The sequence below is a fragment of the Mucilaginibacter aurantiaciroseus genome (assembly GCF_024055595.1).
Classification (GTDB): Bacteria; Bacteroidota; Bacteroidia; order Sphingobacteriales; family Sphingobacteriaceae; genus Mucilaginibacter; species Mucilaginibacter aurantiaciroseus.
The window spans coordinates 862103-887505 of record NZ_JAMXOF010000002.1 but is presented as its reverse complement, the minus strand read 5'-3'; the positions used below and the strand labels follow the sequence as shown (position 1 = coordinate 887505).

The 25403-nt window shown below is 44.2% G+C and carries 28 protein-coding genes; 16 read left to right on the top strand and 12 right to left on the bottom strand.

The window, feature by feature from the left end; genetic code table 11:
- Positions 1-125 precede the first annotated feature (125 nt).
- Both NAF17_RS12330 and NAF17_RS12325 read left to right on the top strand, forming a co-directional pair.
- On the top strand, positions 126-887 hold the full coding sequence (locus NAF17_RS12330; protein ID WP_252758295.1) for an NUDIX hydrolase: 762 nt from the start codon (positions 126-128) through the stop codon (positions 885-887).
- A gap of 174 nt (positions 888-1061) precedes the next feature.
- On the top strand, positions 1062-1922 hold the full coding sequence (locus tag NAF17_RS12325; RefSeq protein WP_252758294.1) for a YitT family protein: 861 nt from the start codon (positions 1062-1064) through the stop codon (positions 1920-1922).
- Here the strand turns inward: NAF17_RS12325 and NAF17_RS12320 are convergent.
- Positions 1919-2125 carry a hypothetical protein gene (locus tag NAF17_RS12320; protein ID WP_252758293.1) on the bottom strand — a complete coding sequence of 69 codons (207 nt, stop codon included), beginning with the start codon at positions 2123-2125 and terminating at the stop codon, positions 1919-1921. The genes NAF17_RS12325 and NAF17_RS12320 overlap by 4 nt on opposite strands.
- A gap of 216 nt (positions 2126-2341) precedes the next feature.
- Here NAF17_RS12320 and NAF17_RS12315 point away from each other — a divergent pair, with 216 nt between their 5' ends.
- Entirely contained in the window at positions 2342-3076 is a 735-nt protein-coding gene (locus NAF17_RS12315) for a DNA-formamidopyrimidine glycosylase family protein (protein ID WP_252758292.1), read from the top strand.
- Positions 3077-3195: 119 nt separating this feature from the next.
- Positions 3196-3381, top strand: a complete 186-nt coding sequence (locus tag NAF17_RS12310; RefSeq protein WP_252758291.1) for a hypothetical protein — start codon at positions 3196-3198, stop codon at positions 3379-3381.
- Positions 3382-3507: 126 nt separating this feature from the next.
- On the opposite strand, the gene NAF17_RS12305 is transcribed toward NAF17_RS12310, so the two are convergent.
- The 3 genes from NAF17_RS12305 to NAF17_RS12295 all read right to left on the bottom strand — a co-directional run bounded on the left by NAF17_RS12305 (position 3508) and on the right by NAF17_RS12295 (position 5561).
- Positions 3508-4617 carry a serine hydrolase domain-containing protein gene (locus NAF17_RS12305; protein ID WP_370341169.1) on the bottom strand — a complete coding sequence of 370 codons (1110 nt, stop codon included), beginning with the start codon at positions 4615-4617 and terminating at the stop codon, positions 3508-3510.
- A 39-nt stretch (positions 4618-4656) separates the two neighbouring features.
- Positions 4657-4827 carry a hypothetical protein gene (locus NAF17_RS12300; protein ID WP_252758289.1) on the bottom strand — a complete coding sequence of 57 codons (171 nt, stop codon included), beginning with the start codon at positions 4825-4827 and terminating at the stop codon, positions 4657-4659.
- An 86-nt stretch (positions 4828-4913) separates the two neighbouring features.
- On the bottom strand, positions 4914-5561 hold the full coding sequence (locus NAF17_RS12295; protein ID WP_252758288.1) for an ankyrin repeat domain-containing protein: 648 nt from the start codon (positions 5559-5561) through the stop codon (positions 4914-4916).
- An 83-nt stretch (positions 5562-5644) separates the two neighbouring features.
- Between NAF17_RS12295 and NAF17_RS12290 the strand changes: the two genes are divergently transcribed.
- Positions 5645-8254 (top strand): FtsK/SpoIIIE family DNA translocase, encoded by a 2610-nt coding sequence (locus tag NAF17_RS12290; RefSeq protein WP_252758287.1) that lies wholly within the window; start codon positions 5645-5647, stop codon positions 8252-8254.
- Positions 8255-8334: 80 nt separating this feature from the next.
- Complete coding sequence (gene lolA1, locus NAF17_RS12285; RefSeq protein WP_252758286.1) at positions 8335-9006, top strand: outer membrane lipoprotein periplasmic chaperone LolA1; 672 nt, start codon at positions 8335-8337, stop codon at positions 9004-9006.
- Between the two features lie 157 nt (positions 9007-9163).
- Here lolA1 and NAF17_RS12280 read toward each other — a convergent pair whose 3' ends face one another.
- Both NAF17_RS12280 and NAF17_RS12275 read right to left on the bottom strand, forming a co-directional pair.
- A complete protein-coding gene (locus tag NAF17_RS12280) occupies positions 9164-10225 on the bottom strand; it encodes a polysaccharide deacetylase family protein (RefSeq protein ID WP_252758285.1) in 1062 nt (353 codons plus the stop codon).
- Positions 10226-10337: 112 nt separating this feature from the next.
- A complete protein-coding gene (locus NAF17_RS12275; RefSeq protein WP_252758284.1) occupies positions 10338-11471 on the bottom strand; it encodes an acyltransferase family protein in 1134 nt (377 codons plus the stop codon).
- A 195-nt stretch (positions 11472-11666) separates the two neighbouring features.
- On the opposite strand from NAF17_RS12275, the gene NAF17_RS12270 reads away from it, so the two are divergent.
- The 3 genes from NAF17_RS12270 to NAF17_RS12260 all read left to right on the top strand — a co-directional run bounded on the left by NAF17_RS12270 (position 11667) and on the right by NAF17_RS12260 (position 13186).
- Entirely contained in the window at positions 11667-11930 is a 264-nt protein-coding gene (locus tag NAF17_RS12270) for a hypothetical protein (protein WP_370341099.1), read from the top strand.
- Positions 11927-12688: an MBL fold metallo-hydrolase gene (locus NAF17_RS12265; protein ID WP_252758282.1), complete on the top strand. Its 762-nt coding sequence runs from the start codon at positions 11927-11929 to the stop codon at positions 12686-12688. Before NAF17_RS12270 ends, NAF17_RS12265 begins: the two co-directional genes overlap by 4 nt.
- Positions 12689-13033: 345 nt before the next feature.
- On the top strand, positions 13034-13186 hold the full coding sequence (locus NAF17_RS12260; RefSeq protein WP_252758281.1) for a hypothetical protein: 153 nt from the start codon (positions 13034-13036) through the stop codon (positions 13184-13186).
- Here the strand turns inward: NAF17_RS12260 and NAF17_RS12255 are convergent.
- Complete coding sequence (locus NAF17_RS12255) at positions 13183-13602, bottom strand: hypothetical protein (RefSeq protein WP_252758280.1); 420 nt, start codon at positions 13600-13602, stop codon at positions 13183-13185. The two genes, NAF17_RS12260 and NAF17_RS12255, sit on opposite strands and share 4 nt — an antisense overlap.
- Positions 13603-13769: 167 nt before the next feature.
- Between NAF17_RS12255 and NAF17_RS12250 the strand changes: the two genes are divergently transcribed.
- From NAF17_RS12250 to NAF17_RS12225, 6 genes are all read left to right on the top strand, one after another.
- Positions 13770-15062 carry an alkaline phosphatase family protein gene (locus tag NAF17_RS12250; protein ID WP_252758279.1) on the top strand — a complete coding sequence of 431 codons (1293 nt, stop codon included), beginning with the start codon at positions 13770-13772 and terminating at the stop codon, positions 15060-15062.
- Positions 15059-15565, top strand: a complete 507-nt coding sequence (locus tag NAF17_RS12245; protein WP_252758278.1) for a hypothetical protein — start codon at positions 15059-15061, stop codon at positions 15563-15565. Before NAF17_RS12250 ends, NAF17_RS12245 begins: the two co-directional genes overlap by 4 nt.
- Positions 15566-15646: 81 nt before the next feature.
- Positions 15647-16138, top strand: coding sequence for a hypothetical protein (locus NAF17_RS12240; protein ID WP_252758277.1), 492 nt, complete (start codon positions 15647-15649; stop codon positions 16136-16138).
- Positions 16139-16190: 52 nt separating this feature from the next.
- The gene (locus NAF17_RS12235; protein WP_252758276.1) at positions 16191-17807 is read left to right on the top strand and encodes an amidase; all 1617 of its coding nucleotides are present in this window, start codon (positions 16191-16193) and stop codon (positions 17805-17807) included.
- Positions 17808-18034: 227 nt separating this feature from the next.
- Positions 18035-18385, top strand: a complete 351-nt coding sequence (locus NAF17_RS12230; protein ID WP_252758275.1) for a DUF6843 domain-containing protein — start codon at positions 18035-18037, stop codon at positions 18383-18385.
- Positions 18386-18724: 339 nt separating this feature from the next.
- Complete coding sequence (locus NAF17_RS12225; protein WP_252758274.1) at positions 18725-19642, top strand: DUF72 domain-containing protein; 918 nt, start codon at positions 18725-18727, stop codon at positions 19640-19642.
- Between the two features lie 76 nt (positions 19643-19718).
- Here the strand turns inward: NAF17_RS12225 and NAF17_RS12220 are convergent, their stop codons facing one another.
- Together NAF17_RS12220 and NAF17_RS12215 are read right to left on the bottom strand one after the other, a co-directional pair.
- Positions 19719-19940, bottom strand: a complete 222-nt coding sequence (locus tag NAF17_RS12220) for a PspC domain-containing protein (RefSeq protein WP_252758273.1) — start codon at positions 19938-19940, stop codon at positions 19719-19721.
- 1 nt (position 19941) lies between these two features.
- Positions 19942-21228, bottom strand: coding sequence for a DUF2851 family protein (locus NAF17_RS12215; protein WP_252758272.1), 1287 nt, complete (start codon positions 21226-21228; stop codon positions 19942-19944).
- Positions 21229-21397: 169 nt separating this feature from the next.
- On the opposite strand from NAF17_RS12215, the gene NAF17_RS12210 reads away from it, so the two are divergent.
- On the top strand, positions 21398-22702 hold the full coding sequence (locus NAF17_RS12210; protein WP_252758271.1) for an MFS transporter: 1305 nt from the start codon (positions 21398-21400) through the stop codon (positions 22700-22702).
- Between the two features lie 127 nt (positions 22703-22829).
- On the opposite strand, the gene NAF17_RS12205 is transcribed toward NAF17_RS12210, so the two are convergent.
- The 3 genes from NAF17_RS12205 to argH form a co-directional block, all read right to left on the bottom strand.
- On the bottom strand, positions 22830-23519 hold the full coding sequence (locus NAF17_RS12205) for a DUF1345 domain-containing protein (RefSeq protein ID WP_252758270.1): 690 nt from the start codon (positions 23517-23519) through the stop codon (positions 22830-22832).
- Between the two features lie 125 nt (positions 23520-23644).
- Complete coding sequence (locus tag NAF17_RS12200) at positions 23645-23845, bottom strand: YwbE family protein (protein ID WP_252758269.1); 201 nt, start codon at positions 23843-23845, stop codon at positions 23645-23647.
- Between the two features lie 5 nt (positions 23846-23850).
- Positions 23851-25185, bottom strand: a complete 1335-nt coding sequence (gene argH / locus NAF17_RS12195) for an argininosuccinate lyase (RefSeq protein WP_252758268.1) — start codon at positions 25183-25185, stop codon at positions 23851-23853.
- Between the last annotated feature and the right edge of the window lie 218 nt (positions 25186-25403).

Sequence of the window (25403 nt, the reverse complement as noted above, 5' to 3'; positions counted from 1 at the left end):
TTAAATTACTGTAAAACTTATTAGTTATAATTGGTTTTTAAAATACGATCAACACAAGGTGTAATTGATACACAATTGTAAATATTAAATTTAAACAATCAAAGTAATTTTTATCAACGCGTTAAATGTTTACTAAACAGCAGCTGGAAGATTTTTGGGCCGAGGCCGGCAAGATATATCTTAACCATATATCTATAGACTGCGTGGTATTTGGTTTTCATGAGGGGCAAATGAAGGTTTTAATGCTCAAGAGTTATAACGAGGAGGCCTGGTACCTGCCCGGTGGCTTTGTACGCAAGCGGGAACCTATTGAAAACGCTGCCGATCGTATCCTGAAAGAACGTACCGGCATTGATGAGATATTTTTACAGCAGTTCCACGTTTTTGGCGACCCCGACCGCTCTAAGATTCATAACGAAATGTATAAGAATATGCTGCCCGAAGAACAAAACTTTTTTGGACAGCGCTTTATATCTATAGGCTATTATGCTTTGGTAGATTTTTTTAATGTCACCCCCACGCCCGACGACTTCTCGGAAGTGTGTACCTGGCGCGATCTTAACGACCTGCCAAAGTTTCAACTGGACCATGAACTGATCTTTAGGAAGGCTTTAGATACCCTGCGCCTGCAATTAAACTATCAGCCCATTGGTTATAACCTGATGCCAAAGGAGTTTACCATGCCCGAGCTGCAAAAACTTTACGAAACCATCCTTGACAAAAAGCTTGACCGCCGCAACTTTCAGCGCCGTATGCTGGGCTTTGGCATCCTGAACAAGCTGGAAGAAACCCGCAAAGGCGGTGCCCACAAAGCCCCCTACCTTTATTCTTTCGACCTAGAGAATTACCAGGCGGCGTTAAAGGAAGGGTTGAAGAGTGGGTGGTAAAAGCCCCACCCAAACCCTCCCCGGAAGGGAGGGCTTAAAAAATATAAAGTCTCCCCTACCGGGGGAGATTTAGAGGGGCTCCATTTTGCGGAGGGTTTGGGGTGGGGCTTACCAGCGCCATTAAGTATTTTTTGCTATATTAAGCCCTCATCTATGGTTACTGTTTATAGCATTATGAAATTCAGAGGCGCACTTGTCGATACATTATTAATTATTTTAGGGATATTGGCTGCTGGTATGGGGCTAAAAGGGTTCTTATTATCCAGTCATTTTATTGACGGCGGAGTAACGGGTATTTCTATGCTATTAGCTGCCAGTACTGATACCCCACTGTCTGTGTTGATATTTGTTATCAATATACCTTTCCTTATTTTAGGCCATAGAAAATTAGGCTTGTTGTTTGCATTAAAAAGCGCGGCAGCGATAGCCGGTTTATCATTTTGCATAGCGTTTGTAGATTTTCCGGATGTTACACATGATAAGTTACTAACGGCCATTTTTGGTGGCGCGTTCATTGGTGCAGGTATAGGCATGGCAATACGTGGCGGTGCTGTATTAGATGGTACTGAAATAGCTGCATTACTTGTAAGTAAAAAAACCCAAATAGTACGTGTAAGTGATGTAATATTGATACTTAACGTAGTTATATTTACCGTTGCGGTATTTATATTAGGTGTTATACCGGGTTTATATTCTATATTAACCTACCTCTCGGCTTCTAAAATGATTGATCTGATTTTAAACGGTTTGGAGCAATATACCGGCATGACCATTGTATCTACCAAAGGCGAAGAGATCCGTTTGGCTATCACCCAAAAACTTGGCCGTGGTGTTACCGTTTACCAGGGTAAAAGCGGTTATGGAAAAGACGGGCACATCAATTCGCCCCGCGAAATCATTTTTACCGTGGCAACCCGTTTAGAGGTACCTTTACTTAAGAAAGAAGTGTTGAGGATAGACCCAGCGGCATTCATCGTACAGCAAAGCGTAGATGATACCACCGGTGGTTTGCTAAAAAAGAAGAAAGGGCATTAACCCCCTTTAATATTATTTTGAACCCAGGTTGGTACTTTATCGATTGACTTTTTTGTATAAACAGCTATGTAGTCATAAGATTGGCCGTCTTTTTCCAGCGTTACAAATACGTCAACATTTTTCTCGTTATCGTAATCATCTAAAGAATATAACAACTCCACTGTTTTATCGGCAACCTTAAATACCTGCTCATTTGTATGCATTTGGTAAATGTATGGTTAAATTAATGTAAAATTCAGGGAATCAATTTATTTACACCACCCTGTCATTTTAAACGAAATACGAGGGAAAATCTTGTATGACAACAAGTTGACCACTTATTATTAATAACAAAATTTCTCTTTATCGTTCGAAATGATACGGCTTTGAAATATACCGTTCGGCCTGATATTTGCATCCCTCCCCTAAAAACCAACACCATGCCTGAGGGGCCAAGCATACTGATATTAAAGGAAAAGGTACAGCAATTTAAAGGAGATAAAGTGATCTACGCCAGTTGTAACAACGGCACGCTGGATACCAACATTCTTACCGACCAAACCATTATGGATTTTAAAAACTGGGGTAAGCACTTTTTGATCTGCTTCCCAAAGTTCACCATCCGCATCCACATGATGATGTTTGGCACTTACCGCATCAACGGGCATAACGAAAAACCGCCTCGCTTGCACCTGCAATTTGAGGATGGCGAACTCAACTTTTACGCCTGCCGGCTAAAGCTGATAACCGAACCGCTTAACGACGTATACGACTGGAAAGCCGACATTATGAGCGAGGAATGGGATACCAAACACGCCATCAAAAAAATGAAAGCCGAACCCGAGCTGATGGCTTGCGACGCGCTGATGAACCAGCAGATCTTTTCGGGCGTGGGTAATATCATCAAGAATGAGGCCCTGTTCCGCGCCCGTATCCACCCCGAAAGCCTAGTAGCTGCCATGCCGCCAAAAAAAGTTAAAGAAATGATAAATGAAGCCATAAAATACAGCTTCGAGTTTTTTGAACAGCGAAAGGCAGGGACACTAAAAAAGCATTGGCAGGCATATCATAAAAAGGAATGCCCGCGTAACCATGCGCCATTCAAGAATAAAGATACCGGCAAATCGCGCCGGGCAAGTTTTTATTGTGAATTGTGCCAGGAGAAGTATGGGTAAGCGTTTCATGGTGAGCCTGTTGAACCATTAGCCATTGAATAAGTCTTCGACAAACTCAGACTGACAAATCAAACTTATTAGCTCTTGCCCTGTTCAACTTTTTATAAACCGATACAATTATGAAAACGATAAAAATTGACGGCAACCCTGCAGACCTTACATCTGTTATGGTGCCCCTCGAAGCCGAATATCAGGACCATGAAACCGTACGTTTGGAATCATCTATAGACGGTTCTTCTGTAGAAAAAACCATCTTCCGCGTGGTTGACGGCGGCGAGGATAAATGGGAATTGCAGTTTGAATAATATTCATAGCCACAGCGTCATTCCGAGGAGCGATAGCTACGTGGCAATCTCTTTAGGCAGGTTGGCCATACAGGCTTGTATAATTGCATTAAAGAGATTGCTTCGTAGCTCGCAATGGCGATCTGGTTATTTCTCTTCCCTCACGAATACATACTCCCCACCGCCTTGTTTCAAGGTAAACTCACCCTTATCCGGGCGAAATTCCATTATGATACCGGCACTCTCAAATTCAAAAGTATCAGCAGTTTTCGAGGCATCTAACGACAAAGCTGACTGCCCTGTAGCCTGCGCCAACAGTGTGCCTGCATCTTTAGTAATTGTAATTTTAATAGGGATCTGCTTGCTGGCATACACGCCAATATACTTATCAAGGCCTTTTACTTCCGCGAAATTGGGGATATTATAAGCCTCATTAAAGCAAATGCTAAACACGCCCTGCATTATTTTAGATGGGTCGTATCCACCGCCGTTTGATATATAGCTTATTGCCAGTTTTTGCTCAGGAAAGTAAGCCAATTCAGATCTGTAGGCATCTATCGCGCCACCGTGCCCATAGCTATTTTTGCCCTTTAATGGCAACATAGCCAGACCATAACCCTCCTTAATGGTTTTCATTAACTCCAAGGTAGTTGACTTAACCAGTTTACCGGCAAATAAAGCTTCGATAAATTTATCCAGATCGGCCGGGGTAGATACTATAGAACCTGCACCTGTCGGGATGCTCATATCGGTTTCCATAAACTTCTTCCACTTACCCTCGTAGGTGTAAGAAAGCGCCTCGTTATTGGCAGTATTTGTTTTAACGCCATAATAAGTATCCTTTAAACCTATCTTATTTACAACGCGCTGCCTAACCAGTTCGGGGTAGGTTTTATTGGTGATCTTTTCAATAATATAGCTTAACAGTACAAAGTTGGTATTACTATACTGGGCCTTGCTGCCCGGCTCAAAATCCGATTTCATGGCGGCAATTCTTCCCAGCATTTGCTCGTGCGTTTGCGGGGCAAGCATATAGGTCATAAATGTCGGGTCGTTGGTGAAATTGTGCAGGCTGCTGTGGTGATCTAACATCATGCCGATGTTTATTTTAGCTGCGTTTGGTACTTGCGGATAAAATTTGTTCAGCGTAGTTCCCAGAGTCAGCTTACCCTCCTCTACCAATTGCATCACCATTACCCCCGTAAACATTTTACTGATAGAGCCTATCCGATATTTGGTTTTTGCCGTTGCCGGGATGGTAGACAGGCTATCTATAGCCGCGTTACCGATACTTTTCTAATAAACCACCTTCCCGTTCTGCGAAATAGCAAGGCTGCCCATGCTTTTGTTATTAGCGGCAAGCACATTCTGTAAACTATCTAAACGGGGTTTATTTATCGTTTGCGCTTGTGTAGCTGTTGATAAACCAATTGCAATACATACTAACGCGTAGATCCCTTTTATCATGATGATGGGTTTGATAATTGGATAACCATTCCTGTAGGTTGTTACAAGGTATTTATTGATCTTGTTATGGAATTTAATATTTTCGTTTATTCCAATATCTCCGCTATTTCGTCAAAGCCTTTTTCGCGGGCCAGGTCGGCGGGGAGTTTGCCGCCTTCCATGCGAATATCTGTTTGGGCGCCTTTTTCCAGTAGTAATATCAGCAGTTCAAGGTTACCGTTTTGCGCTGCGGAATGCAGGGGCGTGGTGCCTTTTTGCTGTTTTACATTTACATCGGCGCCGTTCTCTATCAGCATGGTAGCCGTGCTGGTAAAATTACCGGCAGCGGCAGAGTGCAGCGGATAAACGTTAAAGCCGTTATCGCTTGGGCGGTTCACATCGGCGCCTTTTAATACCAAATATCTTGCAATATCATACCGGCCAAAGTAACAGGCCAGGCTTAAAGCGGTAAATCCGTCATCCGCATAAAAATCTATGCGTTCGGGATGGGTGGCAATGATGTAGGCCACATCATCAAAACGGTCGGCAGCGGCGGCTTCAAAAAGGGTAAGGTCGGTGGTGTATTTGAGCAATATGTTGGTTACCGCCGGTTTATGATAATAGCAGGAGAGCATCAATGGTGATACATTCAGGCTTGTTTTCGCTTGGGCAAGCTCGGGGTTGCGGGCAAGCAAAGTTTCTAAAGCTTCGGTATCGGCGTTGGCAATAAACTGTTCTAAGTCGGTTAGGCTCATTTAATTCAATATTACTAAAAAATTAAAAAATATCTGTTTAATCTAATAACTTTATATTTGCAATTAAACGTGTAATTTTCAGGATGCCGATCAAAGGAAACCAGTTCAAATCAAATAGTTTTAGGGAAGAGCCACAGGAAGGGCGATCTGGTTCAAAACCTTCGCAAGGCGGCGCAAAACCCAGTCGTGAAAGGCCTGTGAAACAGCAGACTGAGCGCATGCCGCTCTTCGACCTGCGCGACGGCCGCATCATCAAAATAGCCGGCTTGTTTTGCCTGGTGCTATCGGTATTTTTCCTCATTGCATTCACTTCCTACCTGTTCACCTGGCAGCAGGACCAAAGCTATGTATCTAAAGCCAACGGAGGCTGGGGCAACCTGTTTAAAACCACCAAGGAGCTGTTAGAAAACGGCGTTAACAATCCCTTGGTTGATAACTGGCTTGGCAAATTTGGCGCGTTGCTATCTAACCAATTCATCTTCGAGTGGTTTGGCGTGGCGTCGTTCTTGTTCGTGTTTGTATTCTTCATCATCGGCTACCGCCTGTTATTCAAAATAAAATTATTTTCGGTAAGCAAAATGCTGGCCTATACCCTGTTTGCTATCATATTCTTATCGGTAACACTGGGCTTTTTCCATGCCTTTATACTGGACTATCCCCACTTTTTAGAGGGTGAGTTCGGCTTTTGGACAAACCGCCTTTTAGCCGCGCAAATAGGCCAGTCGGGTACCGGATTTGTGCTGATTTTTTTGGCGCTGACAGTATTGATAATCGCTTACAACATCAACTTTAAGCTACCCGGGCGTAAAGAAAAACTTGCCCCAATGGCAGGTGTAGATGATGTATCACCCGAGCCGGTTGAATTGGTCGACGAAGAAATTTCGCTACCTGTTGAATGGCCGCGCAATGGCGGCAACCGCGTAAAAGATATCCTCACCGCGCAAGGTGCAGCCGCGGCTGCCGATCCTATGCAGCAGGAACGTTTGCAGCAGGAGCCTCTGCAACAGGCACCTGTTTTCCATCAGCCGGTAGTGCTAAAACCCGAGGTAAGCCACGAGCCGCATGAAGAAACCGAGATCCCGCTTACCATTGACGTGGAGCGCCCGATGCCTATCCTCAACATCGAAAAAAGCGACGATGATAAAGCCAAAAGCCTGGTAGATCAGTTTGGCATGTACGACCATAAGCTCGACCTGCCGACTTATAAATACCCAACTATCGACCTGTTGGAGAACTATGGTTCATCTAAAATTGCCGTAAATTCCGAAGAACTTGAAGCCAACAAAAACAAAATTGTTGAAACGCTTAACCACTATAATATCGAGATAGATAAAATAAAAGCCACCATTGGCCCTACGGTTACGCTATATGAAATTATCCCTGCGCCGGGTGTAAGAATCTCGAAGATTAAGAACCTGGAGGATGATATCGCGCTGAGCCTTGCCGCTTTGGGTATCCGTATCATTGCCCCTATGCCGGGCAAGGGTACCATCGGTATCGAGGTACCAAACCAGAACCCCGAGATGGTTTCTATGCGGTCAATACTGGCTACCGAGAAATGGCAAAACAACACCATGGATTTGCCAATCGCCCTTGGTAAAACTATTTCTAACGAAGTATTTATTGCCGATTTAGCCAAGATGCCCCACCTGCTTGTTGCGGGTGCTACAGGACAGGGTAAATCGGTTGGTATCAACGCCATATTGGTGTCGCTGCTTTACAAAAAGCATCCTGCCGAACTTAAATTTGTGCTTGTCGATCCCAAAAAGGTGGAGCTTACCTTGTTCCGCAAGATAGAAAGGCACTTTTTAGCGAAACTACCTGATGAGGCCGATGCCATTATCACCGATACCAAAAAGGTGGTAAACACGCTAAATTCACTTTGTATTGAGATGGACCAGCGTTACGACTTGCTGAAAGACGCGCAGGTACGTAACCTCAAAGAATATAACACCAAATTCGTCAACCGCAAAATAGCCGACCCCGAGAAACACCGTTATCTGCCATTCATTGTACTGGTAATTGACGAGTTTGCCGACTTGATGATGACTGCCGGTAAAGAAGTAGAGCAGCCAATAGCACGTATAGCGCAGCTTGCCCGTGCAGTAGGCATCCACCTGGTAATTGCAACGCAAAGGCCGTCGGTAAACGTTATTACGGGTACTATCAAGGCCAACTTCCCGGCGCGTTTGGCCTTTAGGGTATTGTCTAAGATCGACTCACGTACCATATTGGATGCGGGTGGTGCCGATCAGCTTATAGGTCGTGGTGATATGCTGCTTTCTACAGGCAGCGACCTCATCCGTTTGCAGTGTGCCTTTGTGGATACGCCGGAGGTTGAACGAATTTCTGACTTTATTGGTAACCAGCGCGGCTACCCATCGGCCATGTTCCTGCCGGAATATGTTGGTGAAGGTGAAGCCAACAGCAGTGCCAAAGATTTTGACCCGGACGATCGCGATCCGATGTTTGAGGATGCCGCACGACTGATCGTGTTGCATCAGCAAGGTTCTACGTCGCTTATTCAGCGTAAAATGAAGCTGGGTTATAACCGTGCGGGCCGAATTATCGACCAGTTGGAAGCCGCAGGTATTGTTGGCCCATTTGAAGGCAGCAAAGCCCGCGATGTGCTTTACCCTGACGAGTACAGCCTGGAGCGCCACCTGGAAGCATTGCAAAAACCACGCGATTAAACTAATTTAGTTTACATCACTCTAAACCATTATAAGCCATAATGGTTATTGCCTGTGAGCTTTAAATTGATCCAAAAAACATGAAAAGATTACTTTTATACCTAATATTATCTGCCACTACTATTGCTACCGCGTTCGCCCAAAAAGATGCGGATGCCAAGTTGATACTGAACAAACTTAGCAAGCAGTACCGCACCTACGATGCCGTTAAAACCGATTATTCGTTAACGATAGACAACCAGCAGGCCAACGTTAAGGAAACCTTTACAGGTACGCTGATAGCCAAATCAAAAACCAATAAATACAAGGTGATCTCCTACGCGGCAGGCACCAAAACCGTATCGCAGGATATCATCAGCGATGGTAAAAACCAGTGGACTTACCTTAAAGATGCCAACGAAGTGCAGCTAAGTGCCGCCGATAACAGCGAGGAGGGGTTTAACCCTGCCAAGATCTTCACCATGTACGAGAAAGGTTACAAATATATCTACACCGGCCAGCAGAAGATGGCAGGCAAGGTTTACATGGTTATTGACCTTACCCCCGAAGACAGCAAAAAGACTTTTTTTAAAGTGCGCCTGATGATAGACAAGGTAAAGAACCAACTCTACAGCGCGCAGATCTTTGATAAGAACGGAAGCAAATACACCTATACCCTGCGCACCTTTACCCCCAATTACAAAATAGCCGAAACCGCTTTTGTATTCGATAAAAAAACCTACCCTGGTGTTGAGGTGGTAGATTTGAGGTAATTGTAAGAGATTAGTGAATAGAGATTAGTTAAATAGCTGTCATTTCAAACTTAGAGTAAAATCTTATTAGATATGCACAGCGGACTTTGCTTAACGAACCAATCATCTGCGACGAGCTCCCTTTGGTTGGGTCCCCTCGCACCTCGCTCTTTTTTTATTACTCCTTCCCTATTTTCACCCTCCGCTCCATCACTTCCCGCCAGGTGGTTAAAATAAAGCCTTTTTGTTTGAGGAAAGCGCGTAGGCGTGGATCGGTCATGGCAAGTAGGTCTCCTTTACGTTTTTGGCCCGTGTCTGATATATATTTAAATGTTGCAGATGGCAGCGTGCAGTGCATAATAACCATAGTTAATCCCGGCGAAAGGCGGCCTATGCTTTCAATGTAATGATCGGTGTACCATTGTTGGATCTGTTTATCGGTTTTGTGCGCTATATCGGGCATATTCCAGTCGTAGCTGCTATTGTGCAGGTCGTCCAGTACGGGCAAGCCGTTTTTCCAGATCATTTCCCCTACTTGTTTAGCCTTTGCCAAAGCGGCCGGTTCGGGAATGTCCATACCTACGGTGTATTTGCCTTGTTTCTTTAGTTCTGCGATGATAGCGGCCTTAGCTTCAGCACGGTAAAACAGGTCTTCGCCCCCCGGAAACATCACCGGCACCTGCTTTTCTATCCCCAACTGAATGTATTTTTCCATAAAAGATTCTTTGGCGAACAATGTCCCCATGTGCGAATCAAGGTGCGTTGGTTTAAAACCCATAGCCAAAGCGCGGTCATATTGCGCGCGGATCTCTTTGTCCACCTCATCTGCCTTAGCGGTAAAATAAACGCCGCCAACGCCCGGCCACATCACGCCTTCTTTATCTACCAGGCCAGGCACATTGGCTTTGCCCGCAAGCGGCCCCCAGCGATAGTTTTCCCATTCAGATGTTAACGTCAAATGCAGGCCAGCATCAAGGGTTGGGTGCTTATCCAGGTGCTTTTTAAACTCGGATACCCACGGGCAGGGCATCATCACACTGGTGGAATTGGCAACGCCCTCGCTTGTCGCCATGATCACGCCGTCGTTAGAATCGTGCGACATGCCCGCATCATCCACATGCAGTATAATTACCCTCGCGCCCTTAGGATAGCCCAATTTTTCGGCATAGGTTGGGGGTTGCTGGGCGTTAGCAGCTAAGGCGAAAACGATGGCGAATGAAAGAAAGGTTAGTTTTTTCATGCAAAAGAATTTTGGGTTATCAAAAAAAGGCCGGTGAACATACCGACCTTTAGAATATTTTACCCCCTCCGTCCCGATAGCTATCGTGGCGGAGGGGGTTGGGGTAAGGCGATTAGACCCTAATATAGATCTTCTTATTATCCAGCACCTTACCCACACACCAGCATAGCAACATGTAAGTAATAGCAAAAAGCAGTGAGCCAAAGGCGCCTGGCGCTATTTTTTGGTAAAACACATCGTTTATCCAGCCAACAAAGTTTTTGTCGCCAATTTTTATCATCCAAAAAGAAATGATCAACACTTCCGAAAGGATGTAAATAGCCAGCGGGTTTTTACCTACGGTGGTGAAAAAGGACGTCCAGTTATATTTGTTCCAGGCGCGTACTTCTACTACATAAATAAAGGCAGCTATCATCACCATATCAATACCCGTGGTAAGCAAAGTGAACGGGCTGCTCCATAGTTTTTTACCAATAGGGAAGCTCATGTTCCAGGTAAGGGCTATAAAGATGAACACACAGCCCATTAATGCCAATCTGGCGATAGTTTCGTAACCCTTACCTTTTTCCTGTATAAATTTACCAGCATAATAACCTACAATAACGTTAACAATAGCAGGCAGTGTACTCAATATGCCTTCAGGGTCAAAAGCAACGCCTTCGCCGTGGTAAAGGTGGCTATCGCCCATTACAAATTTATCCAGATATGTACCGGCGTTGGTTAACATGCCGTATGGTGCAGTGGGGTCGCCAAAGCCAAGTAACAATAGTTGGTAACCTACCAAAAGCAATATGCTGATAACGATAACCCAGGTTTTATTTTTTACAAAATGAATAATTAGCGAAGCAAATATGTAACAAAGGCCAATGCGTTGTAAAACACCTAAAATGCGCGTGCCGCTAACAGGCCTAAACGCCCAGCCGTTTGCGCCGTGGTCTACAAACGGGAACCACGACATTAAATACCCAATTAAACAGATCAGTAACCCGCGTTTTAATATCTTATATAAAACGCTCCCGGTACTTTGCCCGTCAAACTTTTTCATGGTAAAGCTCATGGCGTTACCTACGGCAAAAAGGAACGATGGGAACACTAGGTCGGTAGGTGTAAAACCAAACCAGGCGGCATGTTCAAGCGGCGCGTAAGCTGCGGCACCGTTGCCAGGCGTGTTTACAATGATCATAAAACAAATAGTTAGTCCGCGGAAAACATCCAGCGAAAGAAACCGTTCGGGCTTTTGGCTCATAATGGGGGTACAATTGATTAAATTAATTCAGGAGATTTATTGCACCAATATAGTAATTAATTAAAGTGAATTGCAATAGGCAACACAGCTTTATAAATAATTTTAAGAAGTTATTTTACGGATGATCTGCCAATCTATTTGTAACATTTTATCGCCTTAACGTTAAATGTTACTATTTTTGAAGAGATGCTCACGATGACCAATCATACGCTCGAAAAACTGGAGCTGCTGCTTAAAACAGCGGGTTACCGTGTGAGGTATGAGAAGGGCAACTTTAAAACCGGGGCTTGTATGTTACTGAGCAGCCGCGTTATAGTGGTAAATAAATTTGCCAACCTGGAGAGCAAAATAGCCGCCGTTGCCGAATTGGCCCGTACCGTTGAAATTGACTATAACCTGCTTGACGATAAACAGGCTGCATTTTTGCATCAGCTTAAACAAACAACACTGCAGCTGTGACCATAACTTTTTTAGGAACCGGAACTTCGCAGGGTGTGCCTGTTATTGCATGCACCTGCCCTGTTTGCTTATCAACAGATAAGCACGACAAGCGGCTGCGTACGTCTATTTTAATAGAAGCCGAGGCTAAAGTTATCGCCATAGATTCGGGGCCCGATTTTAGGTACCAAATGCTGCGCGAAAAGGTGATGCACCTGGACGCTATTGTTTTTACCCACGAGCATAAGGACCACGTTGCCGGTATGGACGATATCCGCGCGTTTAACTACAAGCAGCAAATGCCTGTAGACATTTATGCCGACGATCGCGTACAGCTTGCCCTTCGCCGCGAGTTCCCTTACATTTTTGATAACAAAGGTTACCCGGGCATCCCACAGGTAAACCTGCACACTGTTACTTTAAAACCGTTTAATGTTGGCGACGTGCACTTTACCCCTATTGAGGTGATGCACTATAAGTTGCCGGTGAAAGGTTATCGCATAAAAGATTTCACGTATATCACCGATGCCAAAACGCTGTCTGAGGTAGAGAAGGATAAAATCCGCGGATCAAAAATACTGGTGATAAACGCATTGCAAAAAGAGAAGCATATCTCGCACTTTACACTGGATGAAGCCATTGCCTTTGCAAGAGATATTGGTGCCAAACAAACCTACCTTACCCACATTAGCCACCGCCTGGGCAAACATGCCGATGTATCTATAGAACTGCCAGCAGGGATCTATTTAGCCTACGATGGCCTGAAGCTGGAAATTTAGTATTCCCTTTTTGTTTATTTAAACATTTTTTTTATGCAAAGAAATTCGGCTACATTGCGGCTGTAGGCAATTGTATGAAAAATATCGTATACTTCAGTTCAGCAGTGAAATTATTAGCCGATGATTTGCTGATATATATCCGGAAAGCCGTGCATAAAAACAACAGTGAACGGAAGGTTACGGGTGTTTTCTATACAACCAAGATACATTTATACAGGTACTTGAAGGCGCCGGTACTGATGTCTATGCTATTTTTTTGCCAAAAAAAAGCATAGACCTTAGACATAAACAATCTTCACTTTTATTAATGAGCCTATAACCAACAGGAGCTTTGGCGATTGGGCCATGGGGTTCACAACCGCGAATGCAGATAACGTTGCCGACTTGCTTGGATACCAAAAATCTGTGGATGGCCTGCACGCTAAAAGCGATAATAACTCGGCCATCATCACCATAAAAACTTTTATAGAAAGTAACAACTTTACGGTTAGCTATTAATCCAGCACTAGGTAGCTTACCTCGTTTATAGTTGCCTTATAGGTGTTTTTATGCCCTTTTTTGGTAATTTCGATGCGGCCTCGGATTGTCATGTGCCGGTCGCTGATCTTGTTGTACTCCCCGTCTTCCGTCTCGAATAAACCTGTGTGTTTGCCCACCAGGTAAAGCGGGCAATCCTGCGTAAAATTCACCCAGAGCGAACTGCCGTTACCATGATTGGTAAAGGTACTGTCATTAACTAATGCAGATTGGTTTTTTCCCTCCACATACTTTCCGGATACTTCTATATATTGTTTATCATAGTATTTGGCACTATCTATCAAGTGCGTGTAGCTAACCTTCTTAAACTTAATATTTGTAGAGCATTCGCTGATGTAGATCTTGCGTTTATTGGTATTACAAGCCAGCAGAGCCATTATAATTAAGAATGTTATGTATGCCCTGCTTTGCGCCATATATAAATGTAGGTGTTTTAACACTCATATTGGTCATGACACAATAATTTTACTAAAAGGCGCCAAATGCAACATTAACGTTAACATCGCGATATCTTAACCTTAAATAGCTATTTTTATCCTCAAATATGAGGATAAAAAAATATAGCTTTTTACTGCTGGCATTGCTGGCTATATCGTTTAAAAGTTTTAGCCAGGATACCACCCAATACATTGTCGCTAACCGTAAAAACAGCTTAGCGCAGCAAAATAAGCCCTATGTGATCTTAATTTCTGCCGATGGTTTCAGGTATGATTTTGCCAAACGTTATAACGCCCAAAATTTACTAAGGCTGGGTAGCGAGGGCATTAGCACCCCTTATATGATGCCTTCGTATCCATCGGTAACGTTCCCAAACCATTATGCGATTGTAAGCGGATTATACCCTTCGCACTCGGGCTTGGTGAACAATACTTATTACGACCGCGCGCGCAAGGACAAATATTTGATGAGTAACAAGGCAAAGGTTGCAGATAGCAGCTGGTATGGAGGCGCACCGCTTTGGGTACGTGCCGAGCAGCAAAACATGCTTTCGGCTAGTTTTTACTGGGTAGCTTCAGAAGCTGCCATACAAGGCGTTCGCCCTACATATTATTACATCTACAACGAAAAGATAGACATGCACAACCGCATTGCCGCCGTTGTAAACTGGCTTAAACTCCCCCCTTCCCAACGCCCTCATTTGATCACTTTTTACTTACCGCAAGTAGACCACGCAGCACATTTAAACGGCCCTGAATCGCCCGAGGCAGAGAAAGAAGTGCACTTTGTAGATTCGGCAGTGAACGAATTGCAAAAAGTGGTTAAAACCACCAGGTTGAAAAACGTAAACTTTGTTTTTGTATCAGACCACGGCATGACCAAAGTTGACAATAAGAATCCTATAGGCATCCCTGCCGCGATTGACACCTCAAAATTTGTAATATCCGGCGATGGCATTTTGGTGGAGCTTTACGCCAAAAATAAAGGCGACATACAAGCCACTTACAACGAGCTTAAAAAGGAAGCTAAAGATTACGACGTATACCTTAAAAGCAACGTACCTGCCCGTTTACATTATGGCACTGCAGACGACTGGCACAACCACATTGGCGATATATTGCTGATACCACGCGCTCCAAAAGTATTTAACCTGTGGAACAACAAAAAAATAAATCCCGGATGGCACGGTTACGACCCAACCGTTGTACCGGATATGCGCGCCAGCTTTACTGCCTGGGGGCCGGCCTTTAAAAAGCATTTAGTTGTAACCCCATTTGAAAATGTTTCGGTTTTTAATTTAATTAGTGAGATATTGGGCCTTAAACATACCGACAAGATTGACGGTACAAACCAATTGGCCAACAAGGTCCTGATCAAAAAAGCATCCAAAAAGAAATGAAAAAAATAGCCCTTAAATTTATAGTACTTTTTATACTCCCTGTTTCGGTTTTTGCGCAGAACCCGGCGGTTGTAAAGCAACAAGCAACCGTGGTTGCCAATGCACTTTTTAAAAGCGATTATAAAACTATTGTAGACCACACCTACCCTAAAGCGGTTGCCATGGGCGGCGGTAAAGAAAAAATGCTACAAATGATGACCACGGGCATTAACCAGATGAAGGCTCAAGGTTTTGTGTTTGAAAAAGTGACCATAGGCGCAGCAGGCAAATTTTATAAAGCAGGTAACGAAATTCATTGTATAATACCGGAGTCACTGGTGATGAAAACACCTCAAGGGCGCTTTGCAACAACAAGCAGCCTGCTTTGCGTAAGCGGCGATGGCGGTAAAAACTGGAGCTTTCTGGATCTGAACCGTGGCACTATTAATTCGGTAAAAACAATTTTCCCAAATTTCAACAGTAACCTTGTTATCCCAACTCCGCAGGTGCCTAAAAAGTTGTAATTACAATTATTGGGATACAATTACGTTATTAAACACAAATAATCCTTTTATTTAATGCCCTGTTATAAGCGATTTATACTGTTGCTGTTTCTTATCCCGGTTTGTTCATTCGCGCAGGATACTACCATCGTAAAAAAACAAGCCAACTGTTTTGCCAAAGCCAGCTTTAACGGCGACTATAAAACGGTGCTCGATCTTACCTACCCAAAATTGATAGCTTATTCGGGCGGCAGGGATACCATGCAAAAATTGATCAGCACCCGCATCAACAGCCTTAAAGAGCAAGGTGTAATTGCATTTGACGGTTACGTGGATGCGCCCGGTAAATTACATAATGCAGGCGGGCAGATCCATTGTCTCATCCCCGAAATAGTAATTATGAAGATGTTTAACGGGCGGTATGTTAACCGTACCTACCTGCTGGGTATTAGTGATGACAAAGGCAAAAGCTGGACTTTTATGGATGTTGGCAAGATGCCTTCCGAAGTATTGCAGCGGCTCGTCCCCAATTATAATCCAGACCTTATTATCCCTACGCCGGTCAAGCCCATGTTTTTTACAGATAAGCTTTAAAAACAGCTATTTATTTTGTTACTTGTGGTGGGCAAAACCAACGCCCTTTACCATGCAACGAAGAAACTTTTTAAAAACCGGTTCATTAGCGGGATTAACCCTATCTACCCTTGTAGCGGCATCGTCGTGCAAGCCATCGGCAACAGATAAAAACCTGAAAGCCGATGAGGTTTTTACCGATGATTTTGAACTGAACGAAACCACTATTGACCAGTTGCAGAAACTAATGGCCGATGGCAAACATACTTCCCGCTCCATTACCGAGCTCTATTTAAAAAGAATTGACGCCATTGACAAAAACGGCCCTAAACTAAACGCCGTTATCGAGCTGAATAAAAGCGCTTTGGACATAGCAGATAACATGGACAAGGAACGCAAGGCGAAAAAAATACGCGGCCCGCTGCATGGCATCCCTGTACTAATAAAAGACAATATCGATACCGGCGACAATATGCATACCACGGCAGGATCCTTAGCCCTGGCTGACAATTTTGCAAAACAGGACGCGTTCATCGTACATAAACTCCGCGAAGCAGGCGCTGTAATCCTTGGTAAAACCAACCTTAGCGAGTGGGCAAACTTCCGGTCATCACGTTCAACCAGCGGGTGGAGCAGCCGTGGTTTGCAAACCAAAAACCCTTACGTACTAGACAGGAACCCAAGCGGCTCAAGCGCAGGCTCCGGCTCGGCAACAGCGGCTAATTTGTGCGCAATTTCTATCGGAACAGAAACGGATGGTTCTATCGTATCACCATCATCGGTAAACGGGCTGGTAGGCATTAAACCAACCGTTGGCCTGTGGAGCCGCAGCGGTATAATCCCAATCTCGAAAACGCAGGATACCGCCGGGCCAATGGCACGTACAGTTAAGGATGCCGCCATAATGCTTGGCATACTGGCAGCAGTAGATACAGCCGATGACGCGACGATCAAAAGCAAACCCGAAAAAGATTATACCAAATACCTGGATGCGAACGGATTGAAAGGCAAACGCCTTGGCCTGGTGAAAATTGAAAAGCTGCCTGCCGCTACTGATAAATTATTGAAAGCAGCTATCGAAACCCTAAAAAAGCAAGGCGCAGAAATTGTAGAAGTTGATCTGGACAGCCGTCTAAAGTCTATAGGTGATGCGGAGTTTAAAGTACTACTGTATGAATTTAAGGATGGCCTTAACCGATACCTAAGCAAGGCTAATTCGAAAGTTAAAACTTTGGCCGATGTGATTGCCTATAATAAGCAAAATGAAGAAAAAGCGATGCCATTCTTTAAACAGGAAACCGCCGAATTGGCCCAAACAAAAGGCGATTTGAAGAGCCCTGAATATTTGGAGGCTGTAGCCAAAACTACCAACATCAGTAGACAGGGGATTGACGGCTTATTGAAAGAAAACAAACTGGATGCTCTGATCGCGCCCACAAACGGCTTCTCGGTTTGTATCGACCTGATCAATGGCGATTATGATAATGGCTTCTCGTTCTCCGGCCCTGCCGCTATGGCCGGATACCCGCACGTTACCGTGCCCATGGGTGCCTGGCACGACCTGCCCATTGGCCTATCCTTTGTGGGTCCCGCCTGGGCTGAAGGAGAACTGATCAAGCTGGCATATGCATACGAGCAGGCATCGAAGAAAAGGCTTGCACCCAAGTTTAGGAAAGATTTGTTTGCGTAGATGATGGAAAGTTCTACTTACAAAAAAAAGACCTTAAATTTTTAGCCGGTGTCATTTTAATCATACTTGATTATTTAATTTGCCTTATGCCCTACTGGTGGATATTTGGAACACCGCTAATATTTTTCACAGGCCTATATTTTTCATGGTCTTCGACAGCTAAATGATTAACAAAGCAAAAATTTACATTTCTCCCTGTAATATTATAGTTGCCGGGTTTTTATGCTTTGATATATTTCGGCACACATCATGTAAAGCCAGCTACTTTTTTGATACCTAATAGCTTTCGCGGAAAGATCATTATTATTTATGGTGAGCCATACGGAATAAAAATCCCGGAAAAAGATGGCAGATATATTTTAAAAGTGCCCGCAAATGGCGTTATGATCGTAAAAAACCCTTTAGAAACAGGAATTATAGATGAACAATATTACTTTGAAGATGCGAGTTATAAAAAAAATAAAAAGATTGAAATATTAGAGCAACAAGACTTTAACGAAGATTATACATTAGAAAAAACAAATAAGAACCTTCAAGAAAAAAGTTGCTGTTTTTTTAGGTGGTACAGGAGGCTGTGAAGTTATAGCTCTTAAAAATAAACGTTATGCTTTTTCTGAAATTTACGTAAATTAATGGGATAGCTTATTCGTTAATAACGATTCAAAAGTCGACTTGACAGCAATAATTTGATTAAAAGTTTGTAGAAATCGTTAACAAATACCCACTCACTTCCTCCAAAAAAATTTACCCGAAGGCACGAGATCTTTGCCGACTTTTTGAAAGAAGTTGAGTGGTGAGTAATTTTTATCGCTTTAATAAATAAAAAGAAGATGGTTTTGATCGGGCCATCCTTTTTTGTAAACCAATTTTTATGGCGATTGTATTAATAGCTTATATTACTACCCTAAATTATTAATATGGAATTTGGCCGCGTTACCGAACATGAATTGCCCCTGGTAGATTTCACCCTACCACCCGACCCTGCCTTTACCCGCGAAACGCTTGCCGCTGCCGATAACGGCCAACCCCTGCAGGTACACGTAGGCTGCGCCAAATGGGGCCGTAAGGAATGGGTGGGCCAGATCTATCCGCCAAAAACTAAGGATGCTAACTTCCTGGATGAATACGTAAAGCATTTCGACTGTATTGAACTGAACGCTACATTTTACCAGGTTTACGGCCCGGATATCATTGACAAATGGAAGCAAAAAGCTGATACCAACCCTAACTTTAAATTTTGCCCAAAGTTTTCGCAAAGCATCAGCCACATCCGCAGGTTAAAAAACGCTGAAGAAATTACTACGACTTATTACGAGGGTATTTTGGCCTTCGGCGATAAACTGGGCCCACTGTTTTTGCAGCTGAGCGATAACTTTACGCCCAAAAGCCTGCCCGAGCTTACCGCTTACCTGGAACAGCTCCCAACAGATGTACCTGTTTATGTAGAACTAAGGCACAAAGATTGGTTTGCCGTGCCCGAAAACCTTAACGTGGTTTTTAGCCTGTTTAAGCGACTGAATATTGGATCGATACTCACAGACGCTACCGGCCGCCGCGATTGCTTACACATGATGCTGCCTACCCCACATGCCTTCATCCGCTTTGTGGGCAACGGCCTGCACCCCACCGACTACGCCCGCTGTGATGAATGGGTTGACCGCATTGCCGATTGGAAAGCCCAAGGCCTACAATCCGTATGGTTTTTTATGCACCAGCACGATGAACGCTACTCACCCGAGTTATGTGATTATGTGATAGATAAGCTAAATAAAAAGCTTGATCTGAAAATTCACCGCCCGCAGTTTATTGGTAAAGAAAAAGGGTTGTTTGATTAATTACTGGCGCAAACTGAAAGCTTGCAATATATTTTCACACAAGTTATGCCGCGCTAAACTTGCGCGAGTGTTTCGATTACATATCTACAGCACGTGTCCTGCTGCGTTTAACGTAGTTGCGGAAATCCAGCACGATACCGGCGAAGAAGTAAAATATCAGCGGGAAACCAACTGCGAGAAATGAAGAGTAAATAAAGAATAACCTGATTTTAGCGATAGAAATATTAAAACGCTCGCCCAGGTAGGTACATACCCCAAAGGAGTAGCGCTCAAAAAAGGTGATAATCCGTTGTAACATATCAGTTGGGTTTTAATATTTTAATACCAACGCCGCATTGCAGGCATTTCTTATAGTCGCAATAATTATTTTTTAGCTCCAACAGGGCCTGCGACTCAAACGCGGTTTTAATATCTACACCTAAGGTAGCAAAATCTGCCGTAATAGTATTATGTTCTGCCGGGATATTCTCCAACAATTTTAATGCACGGCTTACAAAGTGCTGCAATTTCATATGCCGACCGTAGCTGAACAAGAACAGCACTACTGTATTGAGCAATATAGTATCCACCGATCCTTGGCCCAAAGTTTTGCCCGCTGGCTTCGATTCTTTATCGAACCGGTAATGCGTTTCCCAGTAATCGTTTATTTTAATATTGCTGAATAGTTCACGCAAATCTTTCACCTCGCGAATCTCCAATATTTTAGAGAACAAATGATTTGATTGTACCACCAGCGCAGCAAATTGCGCCAACCTTACGGTTGGGAAGTTTTGTGGCCGCATTCGCAGGAATTTCCACAGGTGGTTTTCGATGGGTTGCAGGCTATATTTTTTGGCGAGGTAGTCGTACTCTTTTTTTAGGCTGAGGGGATAATCGTCTTGCAGGTAAACAGTTAGGAAACCTGCTTGCCCGAAGATCAGCGCCTCTATCTGCATGGCGTTATTTTTATTTTTGGCCAGGATGCTTTGAGGCAACGATTTCGCCATCAGCTCGAACGGGAGGGCATTGGTTTTAAAGCCAAAGTTAGCAGAAAGGAACTGGTAAAAAGTTTCTTCCCAATCGCCCCGGTTAAGTGCTAACGCCGCAATTACTGCTTCCGATCGTTTTTCCAATCGCTCCACCAAAATTCTTGTCAGCCAGTTTTGCATCGTGAGACCATCTACTGTGGCGATAGAGCCTTCGCAAGGAATAATTTGCTGGTTGCCAAAAACGAGGTTATGGTAGCGATTATACAACTCGGGCGAGATGCGGTCTTTCAACTCCAGGGTTGGCACAGGTTTACCATCTGTACGGATCAGCGGCTGGTCGTCACGGTAAACCACGTGCAGGATCACATTGTCGTAAGCGTTATCGGTAGTATGCCCATGTTTATGCCAGTCAGACGATGAAATATGCAGTTCCGCATTCCCGGCCCAGGTAGTTTCGCCCACACGGATGCGAGCGTTCTGGAAATCTGCCCCGGCATGGCTGTTATGCATCCCTACAGAATACACTTCCAGTTCTTCGCCACCGGTTGTGCGCAGGTTGAGCCTGTCGAACAGCCGGAACTTCCAGATGTAATGCAAAAAATCTTCGGTGAAAAGCATGAGGGAAGATAAGGATTTTGTCTGAACCTTACCAATCCAATTTAAACTTGTCATCTTAAACGTAGTGAAGGATCTGTTTGCATTATGCATATAAGCGATTAGATGCTTCACTACGTTCAGCATAACAAAAGGGATTTATTAATTATATTGCCTCTTCAAACTATACAATATGAACACCACTACCATTCCTGACTCAATAACTACCCAAAGCCGCGTTTGGTCAATCGTAGGTGGCTCATTGGGGAATTTGGTGGAATGGTACGATTGGTATGTTTATTCGGCATTCTCGCTGTACTTTGCAAGCTCATTTTTCCCAAAGGGCGATTTAACCGCGCAGCTTTTAAATACCGCCGGCATTTTTGCCATCGGCTTTTTAATGAGGCCTATTGGTGGCTGGTTAATGGGGACTTACGCCGATAAGCATGGGCGTAAAAAGGCGCTAACCTTTTCGGTTTTGCTGATGAGTGCGGGGTCGTTAATTATTGCTATAACGCCAAGCTATAAACACATTGGCATTGCAGCCCCTATCTTGTTAGTACTGGCACGCATAATACAGGGACTGAGCGTTGGCGGCGAGTATGGCACCAGCGCTGCTTACCTCAGCGAAATGGCTACCAAAAAAGACCGTGGCTTTTACTCCAGTTTTCAATATGTAACGTTAATTATGGGGCAATTGGTTGCGCTTGGGGTGCTGATACTATTACAACGCGTATTCCTTACCGAAGAGCAACTACACTCCTGGGGGTGGCGCGTACCTTTTGCCATTGGTGCTATGCTGGCCATTATTGTCATGTACTTAAGGCGCAGTTTGCAGGAATCTGTCACCCTTAATAAAAAAGCAGATAGCGTGAGCAAGCATGCCCGTGGTTCGCTTCGTGCATTGGCAGAACACCCAAAGGCTGTATTAACGGTTATTGGCCTTACCATGGGCGGCACGGTGGCATTCTACACGTTTACTACCTACATGCAAAAGTTTTTGGTGAACACCAACGGTTTCAGCAAAAACGAAGCTACGCTAATATCCAGCCTTACGCTTTTTGTTTTTATGCTGATACAGCCTTTATACGGTTTGGTGTCAGACAGGATTGGCCGCAAGCCGATGCTTACCGCATTTGGGGTTTTAGGCACGCTAACCACTATCCCTATATTCACTTATTTAAGTGCAACGCATAACTTTTGGGTAGCCTTCGGGCTGATCATGTTCGCGCTGCTTGTTGTAAGTAACTACACAGCAATTAACGCGGTAGTAAAGGCAGAACTTTTCCCGGCGCATATTCGTGCTTTGGGAGTTGGTTTCCCTTACGCTATTGCGGTGTCCATCTTCGGAGGCTCTGCCGAGTATATTGCCCTTAGCTTTAAGGAGCATGGCCACGAGAACTGGTTTTACTGGTATGTAACCGGTTGTATTTTGGTGTCACTGGTGGTGTACAGTACGATGAACGATACGAAGAAGCATTCGAAGATAGAAGAGTAAAACCTCCTCTAAACGGCGTAGCCCTCATGAACACCATAAAACACACTTCGTGAATAATCTCCCCGGTTGGGGAGACTTCTTAGCACTTTATTAAGCCTTCCCTTCCGGGGAGGCTTGGGTGGGGCTGCTATTTTGATACCAATCCCGATATCACATTAATGCTTAACGCTACAATAGCCGTATTAAATGCGAAAGATATCAAGCCGTGTGCCCACACCAGCCGGCGAATTTGTTTGGAGGATATCTCGACATCTGATACCTGGAAGGTCATCCCTATCACGAAGGAGAAATATATAAAGTCTAAATAATCCGGTTCTTTTTCGTCGCCGGGAAATTCAAGTCCGCCTATTGGGGTGGGTTTACCATCTGCTTTGTTATAGTATAAGTGCGCGTAACGCATGGTAAAAACTGTATGTACCAGCCACCAGGAAACAATAACCGCCGACATTGCTAAAATAATATAACCCGCAACTGCATCGTTCGATTGGTTTTTGGTTGATTTTAACAGCAGTAAAATAGCTATCAGGCTTACCAGTGACGCTACCATTACAAACAAAAAGATCATAAAACGGCTGCTATCTTCTAAATTGGCAATTTTGCGAATATCTTTTGGGTGGGCCCACAAAATGGTTATCCAGTCCAGCACAATAATACTGGCCGCAACGGCTATCCAGGTAATTAACGTAACTGCCGGCGCCGATGGGTTATGCCTCACAAATAAGAACGTGACCGCTCCTATCAGCAATGATATATACAGCCTATAATGCGCGTCAATGCGAAGCAGAAAATTCTTTTTGGGTTCGGTTACTGGCTCCATTAGTAATGGTTATTTCAGGTTCATGGTTGATGGTTCATTGATCATGGTAGATGCGGTTAGTTCATGGTTTATAGTCACTGCTTCTTAATATGAACCATTAACTATGATTCATATGTTGCGAATCCTTAATCCTCTTCAACAATTTCCGCAACACGGCCCACTTGCCCGTCTTCCAGGCGTACTTTTATGCCGCGGGAGTGGTAAGCTGAGCTGGTTAACAGGTCCTTCACCACGCCGCGCGTAAGCTTGCCGCTGCGCTGGTCATTTTTTAGGATGATGTGTACTTCAAGTCCGGGATATATATCTGCTCTATTTTGTCCGTTCATAATAATTATTTCACCAACCAGCTTATTGCTTTCTCAACCTTTTTAAAGCCGAAACTGCTGACCATTTTATCCATGGCCTTGGTAATCTCTTCGTTTTGCAGGTTACCTATACTGCCTTCGTGGGTATGGTTAACAGTTTTTTCGGGGTTAAAGTTTCCGGCCTCGATATCCAGCCCTATTTGTTTATAGGCATCGCGAAACGGTGTGCCATTCAGTACCGATTTGTTTACTTCCTCCACACTAAACAGGTAGGTGTATTTTGGATCGTCGAGTATATTTTTGTTTACGCTGATATTTTGCAGCATAAAGGTTGCCATTTGCAGGCAGTCTATCAGGTCTGTAAACGCCGGGAACAGCAATTCTTTCAGTAACTGCAGCTCCCGGTGGTAACCCGATGGCAGATTAGTGGTCATCAGCGCTACATCATTTGGCAGGGCTTGCAGGCGGTTACATTTACCCCGCATGATCTCCCAAACGTCCGGGTTTTTTTTGTGTGGCATAATGCTGCTGCCGGTGGTCAGGTTTTCGGGATAGCTTACAAACGCGAAGTTTTGGCTCAGGTATAAACATTGATCCATCGCCATTTTGGCTAAGGTTGCCGCTATGGATGATAATGCCTGCGCAATAACACGCTCGGTTTTGCCACGGCCCATTTGGGCGTAAACTACGTTATGGTTCAGGCTTTCGAAACCAAGCAGGTTGGTGGTCATCGTCCTGTTCAAAGGGAACGAAGACCCATAGCCCGCGGCCGAACCCAAAGGATTTTTATTGGTGATCTTCCAGGCGGCTAAAACCATTTCCAGGTCATCAACTAAACCCTCGGCGTAAGCACCAAACCACAACCCGAAAGATGATGGCATAGCCACCTGCAGATGCGTATAGCCCGGCAAAAGCACATCTTTATGTTGTTCGCTCAGTTGAATTAACTGGCGGAAAAGCGTATCAGTTTCAGTAACTACCGTTTGTAGCTGGTGGCGAAAGAATAGTTTTAGATCCACCAGAACCTGGTCGTTACGGGAGCGCCCGCTGTGGATCTTTTTGCCGGCCTCGCCAATGCGGCGGGTAAGCAGCATTTCTACTTGCGAATGTACGTCCTCCACATCAGGCTCGATCTCGAAATTATTATTCCCTATTTCGGTGTAAATGGCTTTCAGTTCCTGCTGTACCAGCGTTAGGTCGGCGGCATCCATTAAACCTATAGATTCGAGCATTTTGGTATGGGCAAGCGAGCCAAGAACATCAAAAGCGGCCATTTGCCTGTCCAGCTCGCGGTCGCGGCCAACGGTAAAATTTTCTACCAGCTTATTAACGTTAGTGGTTTTTTGCCAAAGCTTGCTCATGTTGCAAATATAGAATTAAATGCGTTTTGTCTTGAACCGGGATTACACAGATTTAAATGATTTATTGGATTTGTTATGCCGAACGATTTGAAGCATATAATCACCAACATGCATGGCGTACATTAGATCCTTCGCGATACTCAGGATGACAAAGCAGGTTTTCAATTCTCTCCTTGGGAGGGGTACGATGGATTGTGTAATACCAGGAAGGGGTTTCG